At 36.0% G+C, this 20421-nt stretch carries 22 protein-coding genes; 3 read left to right on the top strand and 19 right to left on the bottom strand.

What is annotated here, in order from left to right; translation table 11 throughout:
* Positions 1–182: 182 nt before the first annotated feature.
* The 16 genes from ABMA79_RS06185 to ABMA79_RS06110 form a co-directional block, all read right to left on the bottom strand.
* Positions 183–968 carry a FliA/WhiG family RNA polymerase sigma factor gene (locus ABMA79_RS06185; RefSeq protein ID WP_392858414.1) on the bottom strand — a complete coding sequence of 262 codons (786 nt, stop codon included), beginning with the start codon at positions 966–968 and terminating at the stop codon, positions 183–185.
* 16 nt (positions 969–984) lie between these two features.
* The gene (locus ABMA79_RS06180; protein WP_393091086.1) at positions 985–1881 is read right to left on the bottom strand and encodes a MinD/ParA family protein; all 897 of its coding nucleotides are present in this window, start codon (positions 1879–1881) and stop codon (positions 985–987) included.
* A gap of 48 nt (positions 1882–1929) precedes the next feature.
* A complete protein-coding gene (locus ABMA79_RS06175) occupies positions 1930–3393 on the bottom strand; it encodes a hypothetical protein (RefSeq protein WP_392858410.1) in 1464 nt (487 codons plus the stop codon).
* 7 nt (positions 3394–3400) lie between these two features.
* A complete protein-coding gene (flhA, locus tag ABMA79_RS06170; RefSeq protein ID WP_392858408.1) occupies positions 3401–5476 on the bottom strand; it encodes a flagellar biosynthesis protein FlhA in 2076 nt (691 codons plus the stop codon).
* Between the two features lie 20 nt (positions 5477–5496).
* Positions 5497–6573 carry a flagellar biosynthesis protein FlhB gene (flhB, locus tag ABMA79_RS06165; protein WP_393091084.1) on the bottom strand — a complete coding sequence of 359 codons (1077 nt, stop codon included), beginning with the start codon at positions 6571–6573 and terminating at the stop codon, positions 5497–5499.
* A gap of 10 nt (positions 6574–6583) precedes the next feature.
* Entirely contained in the window at positions 6584–7360 is a 777-nt protein-coding gene (locus ABMA79_RS06160; protein ID WP_392858404.1) for a flagellar biosynthetic protein FliR, read from the bottom strand.
* 10 nt (positions 7361–7370) lie between these two features.
* The gene (gene fliQ / locus ABMA79_RS06155) at positions 7371–7640 is read right to left on the bottom strand and encodes a flagellar biosynthesis protein FliQ (RefSeq protein WP_021267947.1); all 270 of its coding nucleotides are present in this window, start codon (positions 7638–7640) and stop codon (positions 7371–7373) included.
* An 8-nt stretch (positions 7641–7648) separates the two neighbouring features.
* A complete protein-coding gene (gene fliP, locus ABMA79_RS06150) occupies positions 7649–8398 on the bottom strand; it encodes a flagellar type III secretion system pore protein FliP (RefSeq protein WP_392858401.1) in 750 nt (249 codons plus the stop codon).
* Positions 8399–8429: 31 nt separating this feature from the next.
* Complete coding sequence (locus tag ABMA79_RS06145; RefSeq protein ID WP_392858398.1) at positions 8430–9599, bottom strand: flagellar biosynthetic protein FliO; 1170 nt, start codon at positions 9597–9599, stop codon at positions 8430–8432.
* Positions 9600–9621: 22 nt separating this feature from the next.
* Positions 9622–10002 (bottom strand): flagellar motor switch protein FliN, encoded by a 381-nt coding sequence (gene fliN / locus ABMA79_RS06140; protein WP_021268549.1) that lies wholly within the window; start codon positions 10000–10002, stop codon positions 9622–9624.
* 15 nt (positions 10003–10017) lie between these two features.
* Positions 10018–11040, bottom strand: a complete 1023-nt coding sequence (gene fliM, locus ABMA79_RS06135; protein WP_021267929.1) for a flagellar motor switch protein FliM — start codon at positions 11038–11040, stop codon at positions 10018–10020.
* A gap of 67 nt (positions 11041–11107) precedes the next feature.
* On the bottom strand, positions 11108–11641 hold the full coding sequence (gene fliL / locus ABMA79_RS06130; RefSeq protein WP_392858394.1) for a flagellar basal body-associated protein FliL: 534 nt from the start codon (positions 11639–11641) through the stop codon (positions 11108–11110).
* 291 nt (positions 11642–11932) lie between these two features.
* Complete coding sequence (locus ABMA79_RS06125; RefSeq protein WP_021268333.1) at positions 11933–12211, bottom strand: HU family DNA-binding protein; 279 nt, start codon at positions 12209–12211, stop codon at positions 11933–11935.
* Between the two features lie 119 nt (positions 12212–12330).
* Complete coding sequence (locus tag ABMA79_RS06120; protein ID WP_392858390.1) at positions 12331–12768, bottom strand: hypothetical protein; 438 nt, start codon at positions 12766–12768, stop codon at positions 12331–12333.
* A 91-nt stretch (positions 12769–12859) separates the two neighbouring features.
* Positions 12860–13651: a DsbA family protein gene (locus tag ABMA79_RS06115; RefSeq protein ID WP_392858389.1), complete on the bottom strand. Its 792-nt coding sequence runs from the start codon at positions 13649–13651 to the stop codon at positions 12860–12862.
* Between the two features lie 76 nt (positions 13652–13727).
* Positions 13728–14699, bottom strand: a complete 972-nt coding sequence (locus ABMA79_RS06110; RefSeq protein WP_392858387.1) for a hypothetical protein — start codon at positions 14697–14699, stop codon at positions 13728–13730.
* A gap of 119 nt (positions 14700–14818) precedes the next feature.
* On the opposite strand from ABMA79_RS06110, the gene ABMA79_RS06105 reads away from it, so the two are divergent.
* Positions 14819–15532 carry a hypothetical protein gene (locus ABMA79_RS06105; protein WP_392858386.1) on the top strand — a complete coding sequence of 238 codons (714 nt, stop codon included), beginning with the start codon at positions 14819–14821 and terminating at the stop codon, positions 15530–15532.
* A gap of 11 nt (positions 15533–15543) precedes the next feature.
* On the opposite strand, the gene ABMA79_RS06100 is transcribed toward ABMA79_RS06105, so the two are convergent.
* Positions 15544–16695, bottom strand: a complete 1152-nt coding sequence (locus ABMA79_RS06100) for a SpoIID/LytB domain-containing protein (protein WP_392858384.1) — start codon at positions 16693–16695, stop codon at positions 15544–15546.
* A 78-nt stretch (positions 16696–16773) separates the two neighbouring features.
* On the bottom strand, positions 16774–17637 hold the full coding sequence (locus ABMA79_RS06095) for a hypothetical protein (protein WP_393057211.1): 864 nt from the start codon (positions 17635–17637) through the stop codon (positions 16774–16776).
* Positions 17638–17800: 163 nt separating this feature from the next.
* On the opposite strand from ABMA79_RS06095, the gene ABMA79_RS06090 reads away from it, so the two are divergent.
* Complete coding sequence (locus ABMA79_RS06090) at positions 17801–18013, top strand: hypothetical protein (protein ID WP_021267851.1); 213 nt, start codon at positions 17801–17803, stop codon at positions 18011–18013.
* 4 nt (positions 18014–18017) lie between these two features.
* On the opposite strand, the gene uvrC is transcribed toward ABMA79_RS06090, so the two are convergent.
* A complete protein-coding gene (uvrC, locus tag ABMA79_RS06085) occupies positions 18018–19898 on the bottom strand; it encodes an excinuclease ABC subunit UvrC (protein ID WP_392858379.1) in 1881 nt (626 codons plus the stop codon).
* A gap of 89 nt (positions 19899–19987) precedes the next feature.
* On the opposite strand from uvrC, the gene ABMA79_RS06080 reads away from it, so the two are divergent.
* Positions 19988–20407, top strand: coding sequence for a hypothetical protein (locus tag ABMA79_RS06080; protein WP_392858377.1), 420 nt, complete (start codon positions 19988–19990; stop codon positions 20405–20407).
* Positions 20408–20421: the final 14 nt, after the last annotated feature.

Below are 20421 nucleotides of genomic sequence, written 5' to 3'. Positions count from 1 at the left end.
GGGGGTCACTTCCATATGTTAACGGTCCTTCACATCCTGTGAACGTAAGAAATTTCTACATCTATTATGCAATTTTTTAATTGAATTTTAAAGGCTTAATTAATTTATTTTATAGGCAAACAAAGGCCCTTTAATTGAAAGGGCCTGAGTAAAAAAGTATGTTTTTAAATATTGAATTGTGATTAGCTAACTAGTTCTTCATAACCTTCGAACATAGTTTGTAACTTAGCTTTAAGCTTCATTACTGCTTGAGTGTGTAATTGAGAAACACGAGATTCAGTTACATCTAGTACCTGACCAATTTCCTTAAGGTTTAGATCTTCGTAGTAGTAAAGAGAAAGAACAAGTCTTTGCTTTTCTGGAAGTTGCTCAATTCCCTCTTTAATTTTGTCTCTGAAGTTTTTATTTGAAACAGCAGTGAATGGATTCATTGCTTTACTGTCTTCATTTAGTCCGGCCATTGCACGCTTATCATTGCGATTAAATGTCGCTGAGTCATCGATATTTAGAATAGAAACAGACTTCGCCTTATTTAGCATTGTGTGAAATTCTTCTTTAGAGCACTCTAGCTCTTTACACATTTCATCATCAGTTGCAGGACGGCCTAGTTCAGATTCTAGCTTAGAATATGCACGGTCAATTAACTTTGCCTTCTCTCTTACAGAACGAGGTACCCAGTCTTGTGAACGTAGTTCATCTAGGATAGCTCCTCTAATTCTAAATTCGGCATATGTTTTAAACTTATTATCACGTGAAGGATCAAATTTCTCGATTGCATCCATTAGCCCAATAACACCACATGAGATTAGATCATCTAATTCAATATTTGATGGTAGGCGTGAAGCAATTTTTTGCGCAATATACTTAATTAGTGGAGCGTATTCCACTACGATCTCATCTTTTACTTTTGGATCTACAGTTGATCTATAGTCTTTTAAATTCTTTAATTTTTTGGCCAACGATGACATCTCTCTCACTCCTTGATTAAGCTAGTTGCTGTGGGTTACTACCAGCATGACTGAATCCTTTCAGCAACGCAGGCGCGACTCGACTAGTACTGTCCTCGTCGGTAAATTTATTAATGATGTTAGTGTAATATTTCGAAAGGGAATTCTTTTCCGTTTTCAAAAGAGCGTGATCAAATTTGTCAGATGGAATCTCTAAATTCTTCACACCACCTAATACACTAAGATTAGCTTGCATAAAGCTAGCAACAGTATCCACTAGAGACTTAACAACTTTTCTATACTGTTGATTTGAATCAACTCTATTTACAATGAGGTGATTATTTTTAATTTGATATTTTTGATTTAGAATTTTAATTAAGGCATATGTATCTGTGATTGAAGAACGGTCAGGATTAACAACCATAAAACGATAATCAGCATAGGCCTGTAGATTTATCGTCTCTTTATTTACTCCTGCAGGACAATCCAGAATAACATGATCATATTCACTTCTATGGGCCGCGATAATATCAATAATAAACTTATCGTGCTCAAAGCTAGTATCGAATAAATCACTATTACCATTACAACCACTTAGAAGGTGAATATTTCCAAGCTTGTATAGACATTCATCAAATGATTTTTCTAAAGATAGTAGTGAATAGAAGTTATCGTTTAGAGGTAGTCCTAATTTAACGGCCGTATTTGAAAGATTATAATCACAATCGATTAAAAGAACTTTCTTGCCTTTAGCACTTAGCTCGTTGGCAATCATTAAAGCAGTAGTAGTCTTCCCTACACCACCTTTACCTGATCCAACTGCAATAATTTCACATTCTTCATTGAGGTAATTAAGAGGGGTTTTAACATTCAATTCGCAGTCATCATCACTACGGTGTGACAACAACCATATTGAAAGATCGTTTCTGGACATCCTGTCTCCTAAACAAAACTTAAAAATTTAATCTAATAACAAAAAAAGCTACAGCTTAAAAATACCGGCCAAAATCCTTTCGGCGGTTGCAGCTTCTAGGTCATCAGGAACAATCTCACCCGTTCCAAAAAATTTGTAAGGTAACGAATTAAAGTCAATTGCAAGATTAAAGAGTGACCCATAATTCAAGCATTGATCTAAGTGTGTTACCACTAAACCATTTGCAATATTTGCATAACGATTTAGTACTTTTCTATTATACAACTCTGTATTGATTCCCGATAGACAGATTAAAACTTCCACATTTTCAAAACTACGTCTTAATCCATCAACGAACTTCTTGATTTCATTGATTTCTTGATTTGTTGCCTTGTAGTCGATAAAAACATTTTTCTTTGTTTCTATTGATTTTCTTGTTTGAGCAACGATTTCAGAAATTGATTCACAGATATTTGATTCAACATTAAAGAACTTCTCAGAAAAAGAAGTATTATCTTTAAAGCCTGTGTTGGCCTTATTTCTGATAATTACAGAATCCTGCTTAAGAGCAGAAAGCTTAGTTAGCATTGAGCTCTGTCCACATGAAGCATCAGAAATAAGTACTGTAACAGTTTTAGACTCTTCATTATCAACAGAAGAGAAAATTGGCATTGCCGTTCTTACTTCCCCCATCATTTCTTTTAGAGCAAATTCAAAAACTGTATCTGGGTTTTCTTTTTCTTCATCAGATAATTCAAAATTAGCTTTACGCACAACCTTTTGAATATATCTTTCTTCGATGTCTAAGCTTCTAAAGATTGTCACCATCTCTTTAACACCAAGGGCCTGAGGCTTAGTCATCCCCTGTACACTTTGTGTTAATTCAAAGATCTTCTTTTCAAGCTCATCAATCTTATTTCTTTGAGTTTCCATTAACTCATTTACTTCTTCGTTATTTGCACGATTTTCGTGTAGAGGTTGAGATTGAACAGGTCTCGACTGTTGAACCTGTGGTCTTTCAACAATTACTTCTTCCTGAATTTCATCTTCAAGAGAGAAGTCTCCATTTAAAAAGTCATTAAAGTGTTCAGACTCAGCATTTGCAGCGGCCTTCTTTACTTCTTCACGATCAATTGAATTTAGGAAATCATCAAGTCCAGAGTTAGCTTGAGAAGAGCTTTCTTCAACGGCACTCACCTTTCGATTAAGGCCTAAACTTCCGTATCCATTTAGTGAGTTAGTTTGTGATTGTCCATTAGTGTTTTGATCGTGTGAATTTATCATATTTGCAATATAAGATGAGTTGTTTTTATAAAATGAATCTTTTTGTTCTGGATTTAGAACGTTATCTACCTTGGCCTTTTTAGTGTAGTTTTTTTCAGAAATAGCAGCAGTAATCTCAATTTTCTTCTTTTTGAAAGCGCCTTTAATTCCCTTATTAGTCTGTGTCTTAAGAATAATTGCGTCAGGTCCTAGTTCGGCCTTAATATTCGCTAATGCCTCATCTAAAGAATCTGCTTCAAATTTTCTCACGTACATCCTATAACCTCACCGTTCCAAGTGACCTAATATTCACATCCGGACTTAATTCATTATGACTTACTACAATCAAGTTTGGTATGAATTTTTCTGTCAATTTCTTAAAGTGACCGCGAATAACTGGTGAGCAAAGAACAATCATCTTTTCTCCCATGTTTGTGGCCTCCTCTATTTTCTCATTTAAACTGGCCAAAATCGATTGGGTAATTCTTGGGTCTAAAGAAACTTGTTGACCATTTTCTGTTTGTATGAGATTGCCAGCAACCTGTTCTTCTATTTTACGATCTAACGTAAATATCGGCAAATCACCATTGGCAGACTTTATAGACTCAGTGATAGTGCGGTATAGCGATTGTCTGACGTTTTCTGTCAGAAGATCTGTATCCTTGATTCTTGTTCCGTGTTCAGAAAGAGACTCTAAGATCGTACGAAGGTCTCTGATGGAAACATTTTCCCTTAAAAGATTCTGTAAGACCTTTAAAACTGCCCCAAGAGGAAGGATTTCAGGAACAAGATCCGCAACAATTTTTGGATAGTGTTCTTTGAAATTATCCATAACTCGAACAAGTTCTTGGCGGCCAAATAACTCATGTAAGTTAGTTCTTAGGATCTCAGTTAAGTGAGTGGCCAGAACAGTTGACAAGTCTACTACAGTATAACCATTAAATCCGGCATCATCTTTCTGATCTTCAGTGATCCAGACAGCAGGTAGACCAAATACTGGTTCAATTGTTTCAATACCATCAATTTGTTCAATAACACTTCCTGGATCCATTGCTAGGTAGTGATCTGGTACAAGTTCACCTTGAGCAACTTCCACACCTTTAATCTTTAGGGAGTAACCACCTGGAGCAAGCTCAAGATTGTCCTTAATTCGTACAGAAGGAATAATCACACCCCAATCTAGTGCAAATTGCTTTCTCATATAAGTGATACGCTCAAGAAGGTCACCATTTTGAGATGAGTCCACTAGATTAACTAGTCCGTATCCAACTTCAAGTTCAACAAGTTCAAGATTAAGAAGATCTTCAAGTGATTCAGGAGTCGACTTCTTCTCTTCTTCAACAACTGACTCTGCAGCAAGTTGTGTAGCTTCAATTTCATTTTCCATTTTATTTGAAACATAAAGTAGCGCTAGGCCAACAGTGATAAATGGTAGTTTTGGTAGTCCAGGAATCATTGCAAAGATTAGAAGTACACATCCTGCAATTAGAACAGCTTTAGGGTGAAGTTTAAATTGTTTACTCATTTGAGCGCCAAGATTATCTTCACTTGTATTTCTTGTTGCAATAACACCGGCAGCAGTTGAAATAATTAGAGCTGGAATTTGAGAAACAAGTCCATCCCCAACTGTTAGAAGTGTATATGTTTCAGCAGCACTTCCAAAGCTCATTTTATACTGCCCAACACCTACGATAATTCCACCGATGATATTAATGGCCGTAATTAAGATACCTGCAATGGCATCCCCTCGAACGAATTTCGAAGCACCATCCATTGACCCGTAAAAGTCTGCTTCTTCAGCAACTTCAGCACGTCTTCTCTTGGCCTCTTCATCGTTAATAAGGCCAGCATTTAAGTCAGCATCAATGGCCATCTGTTTACCAGGCATTGCATCGAGTGTAAATCTTGCACCGACTTCAGCTACCCTTCCAGCACCTTTTGTGATTACCATAAAGTTGATAATAACAAGGATGATGAAAACGATGATACCAACAACAAAGTTCCCTTCAACAACGAATTCACCGAAACTTCTAATGATCTCACCGGCAGCACTCGTTCCTTCACTTCCTGAACGAAGTAGAATGTTACGAGTTGAAGCAACGTTAAGAGAAAGTCTAAATAATGTTGTCACAAGAAGAACTGCAGGAAATGTTGAAAAATCCAGTGGTTTTTTAGTATAAACAGAAACTAAAAGAATGATAATTGCGAATGATAGTGTAATTGCTAAAAGTAAATCGAGTACCACTGGAGGTACTGGAATAATCATAACAGCAAGAACTGCTAGAATACCGATCGCGACTGCGAGGTCTGAATTCTCTGTTAATACTTTTAATCTTTTAAAGATATCATCCATGATATTTTCCTAAACTCTAATTAGCTAATAGCTTTTTGCTTCTTCTTAAGCTTATAAACAAACGCTAGAACTTCAGCGACTGCTTTATATAAAGTACGTGGGACTCCTTCCCCTACTTTAACTGATTTATATAGTGCTCTTGCTAAAGGAACATTTTCAACAATTGGAATATTATGTTCTTTAGCAATTTCTCTAATTCTTAGTGCCAGGTGATCTGCACCCTTCCCAACGATACCAGGAGCAATCATCGTCTCTTGATCATATTTAATAACGATAGAAATGTGAGTTGGGTTTGTCACAATAACATCTGCTGTTTGGATATCAGCAAGCATTCTCTTTTGTGCTTGTTCACGTTGAATTTGGCGAATTCTTTGTTTTACTTCAGGAGAACCATCTTGTTCTTTTGACTCTCGCTTTGCTTCTTCTTTTGTCATCATAAGTTTTTTCTTATGAGCATACTTTTGATAAGCAAAGTCTCCAGCAGCAACAACGACAAGTCCTGCAAGAATTGAAAAACCAAGTTTTACAAGAATATCTTTACCAATAACAAAAGCCTGAAAGAAGTCAACGTGTAGGAAACCTACAAATTGCGTAATATCATCCTTCATATATAAGTAAACGATTCCAAGAACAATAATAAATTTGAAAACACCTTTAATTGCTTCAACAACAGCTTTCATTGAAAACAAATTCTTAGTCCCTTTAATCGGGTCAATTCTTTCTGGTTTAAACTCCAGAACTTCGGGTGCGTAGATAAATCCAATCTGAGCAATATTTGCAATAATACCTGCACATAGTGAAACAATACAAACTGGAGCGGCACAGATTAAAGCAGTCGTTGCCGTTTTATTTGCAATTGTCTTTAGTGATTTTTCTGTAAATGCCGTTGCTGGATCAAGGTGCATAATCCATCTAATAAACTCTTCCATCTCTTGATAAATGAAAAGAAGAGAAAGAGCTAGAGTCATGATACAGGCGGCCAGCACTAACACACTTGTTAGTTCTTTTGAGGATGCAACCTCACCCTTTCTTCTCGATTCGTCAATTCGATGCTGGGAAGGGTCTTCCGTTTTTTCTTGATCTGTATCTTCGGCCACGACTTACCCCTTAAATGATAAAGTTAAACCACTCGCCAAGTCTTTCCGTATACATTCTAAATGCTACTTGAAAGAACTCATCGCTTGTTGCCGTAAATACTAGTAGACCTAGGCCAATATTAACGACAAAGCTAACCATAATGATATTCATCTGTGGAACAGTACGAGCAATAATTCCTAAAACCGTACTGATGAGCATATTTGTAAAAATTAATGGTGTTGCTAGCATAATTGCTGCAATAAAAATTGATTTGAATGCTTCGATATAGAAGATGTGTGATTTTGCAAATACACCAAAATCATAAATATGAATTGAATAAAAAGATTGAAAAATCCCTTTAAACATTGGTAGTAAAGCACCTGATGAAACAACCATAACGAGAACAGTCCATTGTATTAGCCTTTCGAAAGGACCTACTTGCTGACCCGAAGAAGGATCGAAGTAGCGAATGGCCGCAAATCCAATTTGCTGGGTAATGATACTACCTGCTGACAGGAAGATACCCATAATTGATTTTACCAAATATCCGATTATCAATCCAATAAGTGTGTAAATAATAGTGAGGGCCCAGAACTGATCCTTCCCCACATACATAATATCTTTGATAACTTCACCCTGAATATATGGGTAGAAGCAAAAGCTCATCACTAGCGTCGATAAGATCTTAACAATCATAGGGATTGGTAAGTTATCGTAAATAGGCAGTTGAAAATTAATCGCCAGCAGTCTGGTAAAAATTAACCAGAATGCAATGATTGGGACAATGTCAGTAATTTGAATTGTCATCTAACTTGGCCTACCTTCCAGTAACAAGACTTGGAATTGAAATAATTAGATCTTTCGTAAAAGTTGTTAACTGATCCGTCATCCACGGGGCAGTCAGTACAAGAGCTCCAACAATGACTAAGATCTTTGGAATAAATGAAAGTGTCTGCTCATTGATTTGAGTAACGGCTTGGAAAATTGAAACCAAGATACCCATAATAAGTGCACCTGCTAACATTGGTGCAGATATCATTAGTCCTATTGTAATTGCTTGTCTTGCGATGTCAGAAAAAAAGTCCATGATTACTCCTAATTAAACGAACGTAAAAGTGATCCAGTAACAAGTTGCCAACCGTCCACAAGAACAAATAGTAAAAGTTTAAATGGTAGTGAAATAACAACCGGAGGAAGCATCATCATCCCCATGGCCATTAGAACAGATGCCACAACCATATCTAAAATAAGAAATGGAATATAAAGTAAGAAACCAATTTGAAATGCAGTCTTTAGTTCCGAAATAATAAAGGCCGGAATTAAAAAGTGAATAGGTACATCATCAATTGATTGTGGTGCCTGACGATTTGTTACATCATAGAAAAGTCCGATATCGGCCTTACGGACCTGCTTATTCATAAACTTTCTAAGAGAACCTTCAATACGATCAACGGCTAAAGTTGTCGTAATTTTCTTATCCATATATGGCTTAACTGCATTTGCATAAATCTCTTCTCCAGTAGGCTGCATAACAAAAACAGAAAGGAAAAGTGCGAAACCAATTAGAAGTTGATTTGGTGGCATACTTTGTGTACCAATTGCTTGTCTCATGAATGACAGAACAACGATGATTCTTGTAAAGCAAGTACAAAGAATTAAAACCGCCGGTGCAAGAGTTAGTACTGTAAAGAGAATAGTTAATTCGATCGTATCAACAAGATCAACTCCCTGTCCAAAATTAACAGAAAGACCTGGAAGCCCCAGGTTAGTTGATTGTTGAGCAAAGATCGTACTTAGCCATCCCCCAATACTAAATATTAATAATGCTCTTAAAAAATTCTTCATCCAACTTCCTATTGAATTAATTTTAATAAAATTATTGTAAAGACTTCATGTCTTTAACTTTCTTCTTAATTTGTGCTGTTAAGCTAACTTTCTCTTCTTGAGTCGCTTGTCCAGCAAGACTATTCAAAATGTCTTGTTGTGATGAAGCTGTCGAGTTACTTGCTTCTTTCATATTTTGAGCAACTTCTTTCAGCTTAAATTCTTTTGAACCAGAGTTTGCCGTATCTAAGTTTGTATCAAAATTAGATCCCGTTAATGCCTTCTCACCTTCTTTAAAAAAGTCTGTTGTATCTTGAATTTCAGTTAAGAAGTCCATTCCCTTTTCAGATTGCGCCATTAGGAAAACTTGCTTTTGAACTCTAACAACTAGTAGGCTTCTCTTAGGAGCAAGATAAGTTGTTGATAGAACCTCAACCATTTTTGCGTTTGAGAAAAGACCTAGACCACCCTTTTTCAACATTCCCTTTCTAAAGAAGTTCATTAGAAAAAAGATACCTGCTGCAAATAGAGCAAAGAATCCAATAAATTTAAAAATATAAGTCGACATCTGGAATCCACCTTTTTCAACACCTGAAGAAAGATTGCTTACAGTGTCTTCAATCTGCTCATTCTTTTCTTTGGCAAGAGCTAGTAAAGACTCACTTGTCTTTTCTAACTTTACATTATTCTTATTTTTATTATTTGTTACTTCTTCTTTATCTTTTAGTAGTTTTGCAAGATAGCTTTCGTCATAAGCTTCAGCATTCTTTTGCTTAACAGGAGCTTTCTTAGCAGGAGCTGCTTTTGTTACTGCAACTTGTTTCTTATTTGCAGTGATTGGAAAGTACATTTTAATTTCATTATCACTAACTTCTAAACTTACTTTATCTTCGTTACCCTTAATGTCGTACGGGAGAATTGCACGAACGCGAGCGACATCCTTTGTAAATTGATATGCTAGAAGTTTCGTATCAAACTTTTCATTAACAGATACTTGCTTTTCAATTTTTGGCCATACGATTGTATCTTTTAATGCTACTTGAATAATATCATCTTTAATTGTTAACTCAGGAGTTGTCTCAAACTTCCCCTTAAGCCCAACTGTAACAATACCTGTTGAACCATTTTTAGTTAACTTAACCTTCCCTACTTCAACTCTAGCAAATGCATTCGTTGTCATAAGTGAAAGTGCTAAAAATAATAATTTAAGTTGTCTGGCCATGATTAGTTCCTACGTTTATCTACTACTTTAGATTTTCAATTCTCTCGATTGGCGAAATAATATCAGTTAAACGAATACCAAATTTTTCGTTTACAACGACAACTTCACCTTTTGCTACTAACTTTCCATTCACTAGAATCTCTAGAGGCTCACCTGCTAGTTTATCAAGCTCTAGTACCGAACCTTGTCCTAGTTGTAGAAGATCTTTAATGATTACTTCTGTTCTACCTAGCTCTACTGTTACTTTCAGTGGAATATCTAAGATAAAGTCTAGGTTTTGAACCTTAAGCTTATTAATGGCATCATCACCTGCTCTGATTTCATCAGCAAGTTTTTCAACTTCCATTGTGTTGAAGTTCTCTAGCCCTTGTGTTTGGTTATTTAGTTCTGTTTGATCACTCATATATATCTCCCTTAATTATTCGACTTCAATATCCATAGAAACTTTAGGTGTCTTATCAACGTGAGTTACTTGCACCGCTCGGTTTCCTTTGTATGTTCCAATAAGACACTTCAATTTTTCTACACCTTGAATTGCTCCCTTAACCTCGCTTGATGCTTCTTGGTTAAGAGGAATAATATCTCCAGTTTGAAGAGTTAAAAGGTCTCCTACAGTCATTTCAGCTTCACCAAGCTTTACAACGATCTCGGCCTTCGTATCCTTGATGTGCTCATTCATAGCACTAGTCCAGATACTATCTGCCATATCATTATCTGTTTGGTAATTTGATGAAAGCTTTTGCTTAATCGGTTCAATCGTTGAGTAAGGAACAACGATCATAATCGTTCCAGAAGCTGATTCAAATTCAACTTCAAGAGTTGTTGCGATAATTACATCTGATGGAGGAACAACACCAACGAATTGTGGGTTAATTTCAGTTCTAACGTATTGAGCATCAATACGGTGAACCTGCGCCCATGCCTCTTCAAGGTCAGCAATGGCCATATCCATAACTTTTCTCATGAAAGAAAGTTCAATCGCTGTAAATTCTTTTCCTTCGATCTTTGTGAAAGGACGATCTGTACCACCAAAGTATGAATCGATAATTGCGTAAGCAAGCTTTGATTCAAATACTAATAGAGCAGGACCTCTTAGTTCATTAAACTTCATGATACACATACACGATGGAATCGGAAGTGTGTTTACAAACTCACCAAACTTTAAAAGGTCTGTCGAGATCATCGAGATCGTCGAGATCTTTCTTAGAGAGTTTGAAAGTGATACACGAAATGAACGAATGAATCTTTCGTAGATGATTTCAAGAATAGGCATTCGCCCACGAATGACTCGGTCTTGATTTGTTAAGTCATAGGGCTGAATATTCTCGTCTTCAGCTTCATCATCGAAATCCCCACCTTCACCTAGAAAATCATCTGCGTCACCATCGTTTACAGCGTTTAATAGAGCGTCGACTTCGTCTTGACTTAAAACCTGTGCCATCGTTCCCCTCCTAGGATTTGATGATCTTGGCATCCTGCCAAAAATTAAACTTAATACTTTATATTAACTAGTTGATCTGGAAACCAACGTAGTAAACATCTAAAACTTTTCCATCAACTAAGTATGAGTTGATAGCAGATTTGATCTCTTCTTTTAGGTATTCCTTACCTTGTACTTTAAGAAGATCATTTGGCCTCTTAGAGTTCAAGATACTAATGATTGAATCTCTAATCTGAGGCTTTCTTGCCTTATACTCTTCTTCCTTCGCATTCAGAGAAAGCTTAAGAACGGCATTTAATCTAATGTAGCGTTGAGGCCCATCACCTTGTGCTAGGTTGGCCGTGAAGCTATCAAGAGGAAATAGCTTTCCTTCTTCTTCCTGTGCTTCACCAGTTTGTACAACCTCTTTATCTTGAGATTGTTCGGCCATTTGTGCCTTAACAATATCTTCCACAGACGATTGCTGTGAGATCTTTAAATGTGTTTGGTACTGAAAGTAAGCGATTACACCCATTAATACGATATTCAGTAGTAGAGCTACTGTTAGTAGAGGGTTCTTTCCACTTCCTTGGTATGAATTGTCAGCACTTCCATCTGCCATAATCTATAAATCCTTTACTTCACACAGAAAAAAATTCCTTTAAAAACTGTGCCTCGTCAAAAATTATACATCTAGCGGCCATTTTCTACAAGATAGTAAAGTATGTTCCGGAAGATTCTGCCCATTAATTTTGAAATTTTAAGACTTTATGAGGAATGTAAAAAAGTGGTGGTGTCAAAATGTCGACGTTTTTTTGATGCTGAAGAGGATTGATAGGCGAAATATGCCTCTAAAAATAAGAAAGCCTCCGTAATGGAGGCTTCTTATTATGAAACTAATTTCAAACAAAAATTAGAACATTTCCTTCCAAGCTTTACCTGGCTTGAATTTTGGAAGTGTCTTAGCTTTGATTTTGATTTTTTCACCAGTTGCTGGGTTGATACCAGTTCTAGCTGCTCTTCTTACTTTTGTGAAAGTACCAAAACCGATTAGTGAAACATCGTCACCTTTCTTAACTGCTTTCTTGATTGTTTCAAGAGTAGTAGATACGAATGCATCTGCATCTTTCTTTGTTAGGTGGCTAAGTTCTTTGTTTTTTAAGATTGCTTCTACAAGTTCTTTTCTGTTCATTTTAACTCCAAATAGTTAGTTATTTAGTTGTTGTAGAAATAGGATGAAGTTTGAAACACGCTTTGACAAGGCTTTTTAGCGTTTTTTTTAACTTTTGAAGGTTTTTTTTATTTTCATGCTTATTTTAAGTTTTTTTCTTGCCAAACTACTATTTCTTCCTCTAGTGCGATTCTCACGGCTTTTAGCCACTCTCCTTCAAGTTCTTTATGATCTTCAAGGTCTTTAATTTCAACAAAAAGTTGAATAAAAACTGGACCTAGTTGATGATAGAAAGTTTCCATTGTTGGAATATTAATATCGACAGGAAGACGATGAGCAAGCTTATCCAAGCTTTTTTCAAGCTCTAAAATCTCTTGTGCTAAATCGAAAATAGAATTGATTTTTAACAAAGATGTTAAGTGATTAATGTAAGCAGTATTTAAAACATTTTGTTCTAATAAAGAATGTGGAATATCATCGTGAAGAAAATCTTCAATTGTATAATCAATTTGTCTTGCTGATTCACGAAAGAATTCTTTGTTAACTTTCACTTGATTCTGATCAAAGAAGTTCACCATTTTAACCTCCAATGATCATATTATAACACGGAAAAATAAAAAGGCCCACCAAGTGGCGGGCCTTCATATTTAAACTGAACTTGATCAGTGATTAGATATCAAGTTTACCTTTTTCTTTAAGAAGACCAAGGATCATCTCAAAGTGAGAAAGTGGGTAAGCACCTTTAACAGGTACACCATTGATTACGAAACCAGGAGTTCCTTGAATCTCAAACTTTCTTGCTTCAGCTTCGTCTTGTGCAATTCTTTTCTCAACTGCTTCAGACTTAACATCCTTAGCAAGTTTAGTCATATTAACACCTAGATCTTTTGCTGTTTTCTTTAGGTATTTTTCTTTTAAATTTCTTAGCTTTTGCTGACCTTCTTGTGTGAAAAGAATGTCGTGAAATTTAAATGCTTTCTCTTCAGATTGAAGTCTAACAGCTTCGTAATAAGCAGCTGCGATTCTAGCTTCTGAGTGGAAAGAAAGTGGTAGGTGCTTGTAAACAAATTGAACCTTACCTTTGTACTTTTCAAGCATTGGCTTAACAACATTATCAAACCCTCTTGTACAGTAAGGACACTGAAAATCAGAGTATTCAACTAGAGTAATAATTGCACCTTTAGTACCTCTAACTGATTCATCTTCTCTGATTTGTGGTTTTAGAGGGTTTTCAATAAACTCGTGAAGTTTCTTGTTTTCCTCTTGTTCTCTTTTCTTCGCCATTGCTTCTTTTGCGTTTTGAGCTGCAACTTGAAGAGCTTCCATAACTTCAGCAGGGTTAGCTTTAATTGCTTCTGCTAAAATCGTTGGATCATCTTTTAATGCTTTTTTGATTTCATCTTTACCTACACAACTCGTAAGTAAAACTAATGACATTACAATGCCTAATGCTTTTTTCATTACTATCCCTTTTGTTATTATGAACAAATTTCACATCAAATTATTATTATGATTTTACTTGAACAAAGTTAAATACTCAATCATCTTTTACTGAGTACTCTTTTTCCATATAGTCCAAATACTTGTTGATGGCACGCGTCTGATGACGAACGTACTTGTAACCGATAAGGTGAACTCTTGATGTATATCGTCCACTAATAAAAGATCGCATCGTTGCAAAAATACCAAATGCTGGCGTCGCAACTTTGTTATATAGATAGCCCATGAAAAAGCCATAAGAAATAATATTGATAATAATCGTAATCCCTACAATGTCATCCTGGATTAAGGCCATGTTACTAAAGTAATCTTTAGCAATTTTACCATTCGTAAAGACTTCGTTAACCACAGAGATTACAGCATCAAAAAGAGCGTAATTAATAATTAGAATGATCATTCCAGTTAGAATACAAGTGATGGCAACGTAGATACTTTTATGGACAAAAAACATCGTCTCGAATACCGGTTTATGTATCCTCTTGTATTTAGAAGGAACTTCAATTTGAGTTAATTTTCCACTCATGCGTAGAGTTGAAGTCGTTGTAAAGAACCAATCACTAAAACTAGATAATAATCTTAACTCAGATTTAAGTTCTCCATCGAAAGAATTTACTTTTTCTTCAGATCCTAAAAAGTCCAAACAGTACTGTGCAATCTCATCAAATGGCCTAAGCATTAATTGTGCAAGAACAATTCCCGCAACAAGTAAGAAAGCAATGGAAATAATCATCCAAGGTAGTACTTCTAATAAACCAATTTGAAGGTAGTCATAAATTAATGAATCAATAATATAATCAATATCCTTACGATAAGTCGTAATATAGATAATCGTTGATTTTAAAAGTATCCAGTTGAGGATGAATCCTACAACAATTGAGATAAAAGGAATGATCGCAAAGATGAGCCCCATCTTTAAACGAAACTTGGCCTGATCATCCTTTTTAAAATCTTTAAAGGAGCCAGTGATAATCTTAAACATTGATTCTTTTACTTGTTCATAAGCTGTCATAATTACTTACTATTTCGGTTAATTTGAAAAAATTCTTAATTAATTTTATCAATCTCTAAAGAAATCCTTAATTGTCACCGATACAGGAAATAGCGTGAAAACTAATATTTGAGGATATTATGAAAAAGTTTAAGTTATTAATGGTTGTGACAATTGCTTCAATGCTTGTAACAAGCTGTGGTCAAGATTCAAAAAGCAGCAGTGGTGGTTACTACTCTGGTTGGGGTAATGGCGGAAGTGGTTCCAATACAGGATCAACAGGAATGGACTCACAAGGGCAGGCCTTATTTGATAGTCTTGTCAATGCTCAAGCCTTTAGTTGTCAGTACGGCCGATATGACAGTAATAATTTAAATAACTATGGCCAGTCTTATCTTAGACTTGGACAAAGAAGAGGAACAATTGTTGCCAATATCCCAGCAGGCTACTCATATAATAATGATGTCGTTGCAGGTCCACTACAAGAAGGAATGCTACCTAATGAATCAAACCAACACCATGTTGGAGTAAATAGTTTTGGTGATATTCTTATCATTACTAAAGTGCTTAATGGTAGTAATCTAACTGGTTATAACGTTCGCCTTTCACTTTGCTCACGTTCATTTACAGATGGCCGTTATAGCTACCCAATTATTGGAGATGATCGTGGACTACAAGGTATTGCTCTACAACAATCTGGTGCAGTTCTAGGTTCGGGAACAAATTGTCCAGCAGCAACAGTTGATTCAGCTCACTTTCAAGTTGTTGCAGCTCCATACCAATATTCTCAACCGACTCAAGGAACACTTCAAGCAGTTGGTTTAAATATTAGTTTTTCAACACCTTGTCCTTAATGATTTAAGAACTAATAAAGTTTTAAGATATTTAATTTCGGAAAATAATGGGCCAGAATTTCACGATGGCCCCTTCCTTTTTGGGCAAGACCTAAAGAACCAACCTGGCATAGGCCAACTCCATGACCATTCCCCTTTCCAACAAAGTGAAGACCTGCTCCACCAACATCAACCATATAGAAATGGTTTGAAGGAAATTCGACACGGCCAAAGTAGCGACGAAATAAACTCTTTTTGATCTTGATTTTCTTTACACCATTTTGAACATAAAGATTTGTTTGATCTCTCTTATCTGGGTATAAGAATAACTTCTTTTTTAAACTTTGTTTCTCAATGAACTTCTTTCTCATTGCCCATTTAAGAAATTTCTTAAAACGAAGTTTTGTAATTTTTGAATCCCAGTTTTTCTTCTTCTGACAGTAGTCGCATTTCACAGTCGAGTAACCATGAACATCATTTTTCCAAACATCTGAAGGTACTAATGTCGTTCCTCCACAACTTGCATGAAAGAATGCTGGTACAAGATTTCCCTTTCCATTGGTAAGAACTAATCCTGCCGTATCTTTTGCGGCCTCAAGAGTGCTGGCCGTCACATCATTAAATGTTCCATTTACTTGATGTTTTTCAGAATTTTCTAAATCATAAAGTGTATCATTCTTAAGCCCTGAAATCATCATGTGATGAAGCGCATAAGTACGAGCAGCTACGGCCTGTGCTTTAAGGGCCTCAATTGGCCAAGATGCATTCATCTCTTTTGCAAGTAAGGTTGCAATATAGTCATCAAGATCCATTTCGTTAACAACATCACAAGAGTTTCCATCTGCACTCGTCACAATATGCATTTGCCCCATAAATTGCTTACGGTCAAAACTAATAAGTCCAGTTTGCGATGTTAGGGATGCTAAGTATTGTGGTTTTACAGATTTTACTGATTGTAGATTTTGGCAATTAACTTTGATCTTCTTAAAGCCTTTAAAGCTCTTGCGACTTCTGGTCGCAACAACCTTACGAGTAAGATCAACGCCTTCAAGAAGAACGTTATCAAGATCTTTGGCAACCCTCACCTTTATCGTGTGTCCAGATCGTAAGTTTTGTAATGGGCTAATTCTCGCCAGAGAATTCCATGAAGAAAGTATAATGATAGAGATAAGTAAATTTCTCAACGAATATCGTCCTGATTTGTGCGGCATCCTTGCCCTGCAACTTCTCTAGTAAAATGATATATGATTTTACTAAGCTACTCAACTTGAGAGAAATTTTATCGCTTTTTGCATATCTGTCCATGCCGTTTTCTTCATGGACTCATTTACCTCTAGTAATTTAGGGTGAAATAGAGGCATGACATCGATTAACTGAGCATTCCCATCAACTTCTATTTGAATCGAGTGAAATTCTCCATGAACGTTTGCAAGACGAACACGTTTATCTAGACATAAATTTGTAGCAGCGGCACCAAGACTAATGAGAAGCCTAGGCTTAAAGTGGGCGCAACAAGTGAAAAGAAATTCACGAGCATCCTTTTTAATAAATGGAACACGAATAAAGCGGCCGCTTGAAATCTTCATGGCCTTAATCATACGCCCCATAATATCTTGATCAGATTCAATCATTGATAAAGGTAGGAAATCTGGAAGCTCCCCTTCTTCAATCTCATCGAGTCCAAAGAAGATAATATCCACTTCACCTTGGTAGTCTTTGTAACCAGGGATCGATTCAAGCTCCCAAGAACTACTATATTGTGAAAGAAATTTATTGATATCGTTATTAACTTTGATTGTACGAGAAGATTCAGCGCCACTAGAAGCTGCCGCAATATCAATCTTGCGCTTTGGAGGTGCTATAGGAACCTCTATTTTAGGCGCTGAGACTGTTTGCTCGACACTTGCTACTTCTTGTTCAATCGCCTTAGAAGTTTGTTGAGGAGCTTGTTGTGGAGCCTCTGTGACTTCTTGTGAAGCCTTACTAGAAGCAAGCTTGCGCTCTTTTAGCTTAGGATACCAAAGCGTATTTTCAAATAACTTGGCATAGTAATTCGGCTTCTCATCTCGTGAGAGTTTTAAAACGTTATTAAAATCTTTAGTTAATTTGGTTAAAAATTGCGCCATTACATTATTTCCTATGGGTAAAATATCCCTAAGTCATTAAAAAAAAAAGCATAAATTTCAGAACATTGTTAAGCCGCCGATAAATCAACTACATCCACTGCTTGGGACACTCTGCACAATCTCAAATCCCCAGTGGTAATTATTATTTAAAGGAGTTGCTACAATGTCATTCGATCCAGATTTCCAATTTGAAAACTTTGAAGAGTTATTTGGTGATGCCGATCAAGTACATAAGGTTTTAAATGATTGTCCTGTATGTGGCTCTAAAATGGTTCACACACACCTATCGGATTATAAAAACTTGTACATACACGAGAATTCGAGATGTACTGATTGCGGGCACGGCAATCGTAAAAAAATCCACCACCTAAACTAGACAATTATTTCTGAGGGAATTCGGCCATAAGCTTGGTATGAATTCTCTCAGCAATGCCTTCCTTCACATCCAATTTATGACTAATTTCAATGACCGATAACTGCGAGAGCTCTTTTAGATTTAAGTCCATATTCTCGTGAATAGTTTTTAGAGTCTTCTCACCAATCCCTTCAATATCATCAAACCACGAAGTAAATATTCGATCCCTTTCTTTCTTGTGGTGAAGCTTTCTCGAAAACCTGTGTGCCTCATCCCTCATTTGCACAACAATTCTCATAAGAGATGGCGTCTTCTTTAAAATATAAGGATTAATGCGATTAGGAATGATAAGTCTTTCATCGGAGCTTGAGACCTCTTTATCTTTAAATGATTCCTGCTTGCTCGTTTTGATTTTTGCAATCCCCACAACTGGAATATCGAGTTCAAAATCCTCAAGAACTGCTAAGAAACTTGAGACTTGTCCCTTCCCACCATCAACGATAAAGACGTCAGGAAGTTTTCCCTTTTTAAGCCTGCGCGAAAGAACTTCTTTCATCATAGCAAAGTCATTATTTCCTTCAGGCCTTTCTTCTAAGTGATAATAGCGATACTGCGCCTTATCTGGCTTACCATCACGAAAAACAATCTGCGACGCCGTTGGAGACTTCCCCTGCCAAATGGCAACGTCAAAGCATTCGAGAATTTTTGGTGTCTCTTTTAAATTTAAAAGCTCTTTTAGTTTATTTAAACCAATCCAAGGGCCATCAAGATTCTTCACCCTAAAACGTTGATGCTCTCTAGCGTGATCAAGTGTTAACTCATAAAGAGTTTTCATCTTACCAATAGGCTTTTGCACTTCAACTTCTTGATCAAGAACTTCATTAAAGGCTTCACTAATCATTGAAAGATCCGCTTTCTTCTCATCTAGATAAATACGACTTGGAAGTTTCTCTTTTGTATTTGAGTAGTATTGAAATAGGAATGTTTGAAAGAGTTCATGATTTTCACTCTCACTATCCCCTTTCCCAAAGTGATAATTCTTGTGACCTAGAAGGATCCCTGATCTCATCATATAGATTGAGATATCAACTTCCAACTCTCCAACATGATAAGCAACGATATCAAAATCTCTTTCTGTTGATAACTCGACATTTTGTTTTTCATAACTTTGAGAGAATGACTTTAACTCTTCAATGCTATCGCGAATTTCTGCAGCTCTTTCAAAGTACTCACTTTCAGCAGCAGCGAACATTTTCTCTTCTAATATTTTTAAAACATTTCTACTCTGACCTTCAAAGAAATTAATCACATAATTGAGATCCTTGAAATAATCTTTCTCAGAAATATAATCCACACAAGGGGCCGAACATTGCTTCATTTGATAAATAAGGCATGGGCGCTTTCTCTTTCGCATCTCCTCTACTGAACAGTCTCTTAAAGTAAATGACTTGGTTAAGATGCGAGATATTTTTAAAATATTACTTCCCGTTGTAAAAGGCCCAAATAACTTAATTTTCTTTTTTCTCTTTGGCCTTCTTGTGTAAACAAGACGTGGGAATTTTTCATTCAAATCAATCTGAATATAGGGATAACTTTTATCGTCTTTTAGTTGAATATTATATTTGGGAATATGCTTTTTAATTAAGTTATTTTCTAAGATATATGCTTCGGCATCAGTCTTAGTCATAATAAAGTCAAAGTCTTGAATATGAGAGACAAGAATTTGAGTTTTAGGTGATTTTTCTGAACTATTGAAATAGCTGGAAACTCGACTACGAAGGTTTTTCGCCTTTCCAATATAAAGAATTTCTTCGATGCCGGCACGCTTGCGCTTCATTAAATAGCATCCAGATTTTGTCGGTAAATGTTTCGCTTTTTCCAGCAGTGCTAAAGTATTTTTCTTCATTATAATTATCTACATATTACCTTTTATTCTCTTTACTTTAATCCTATTCGCCATTAAATTGACCTAATTAAGTAAAAGGAAGAGAGAATATGTCAAAACTAGGTGTTGGTAAGGAAATTGTAACATATTGTAGCAAATGTAAGTTAGATCTTGCTCATTTAATTGTAGCAATGAAGGATGCAGATACTCCATATAAAGTTCTGTGTAATACTTGTAAAGCAACTCATGCTTACAAGCCAAAGAAAGTAGTATCTCCAAGTGCTACTCGTCGAAAAGCTCCGGCAAAGAAGAGAGTTTCAACTGAAGAAAAAATCATTAATGTTTGGGAAAATGCCCTTGAAAAATTAGAAGGTGAACCTATTACATATAGCATTCGCCACAAGTTTGAAGTTGGCGATATACTAGCTCACCCAACTTTTGGGCCAGGGCTTGTTGAGAAGAGTCTCGATGCTAATAAGATCGAAGTACTTTTCAGAGGATCAATCAAAATTCTTATGCATAACAAATAATAAAAGAGGCTGAC

Origin of the sequence: Halobacteriovorax sp. HFRX-2_2 (assembly GCF_043196705.1) — a bacterium.
In the GTDB taxonomy this organism is placed as follows: Bacteria; Bdellovibrionota; Bacteriovoracia; order Bacteriovoracales; family Bacteriovoracaceae; genus Halobacteriovorax_A.
This window is presented reverse-complemented; position numbering and strand designations above follow the sequence as displayed.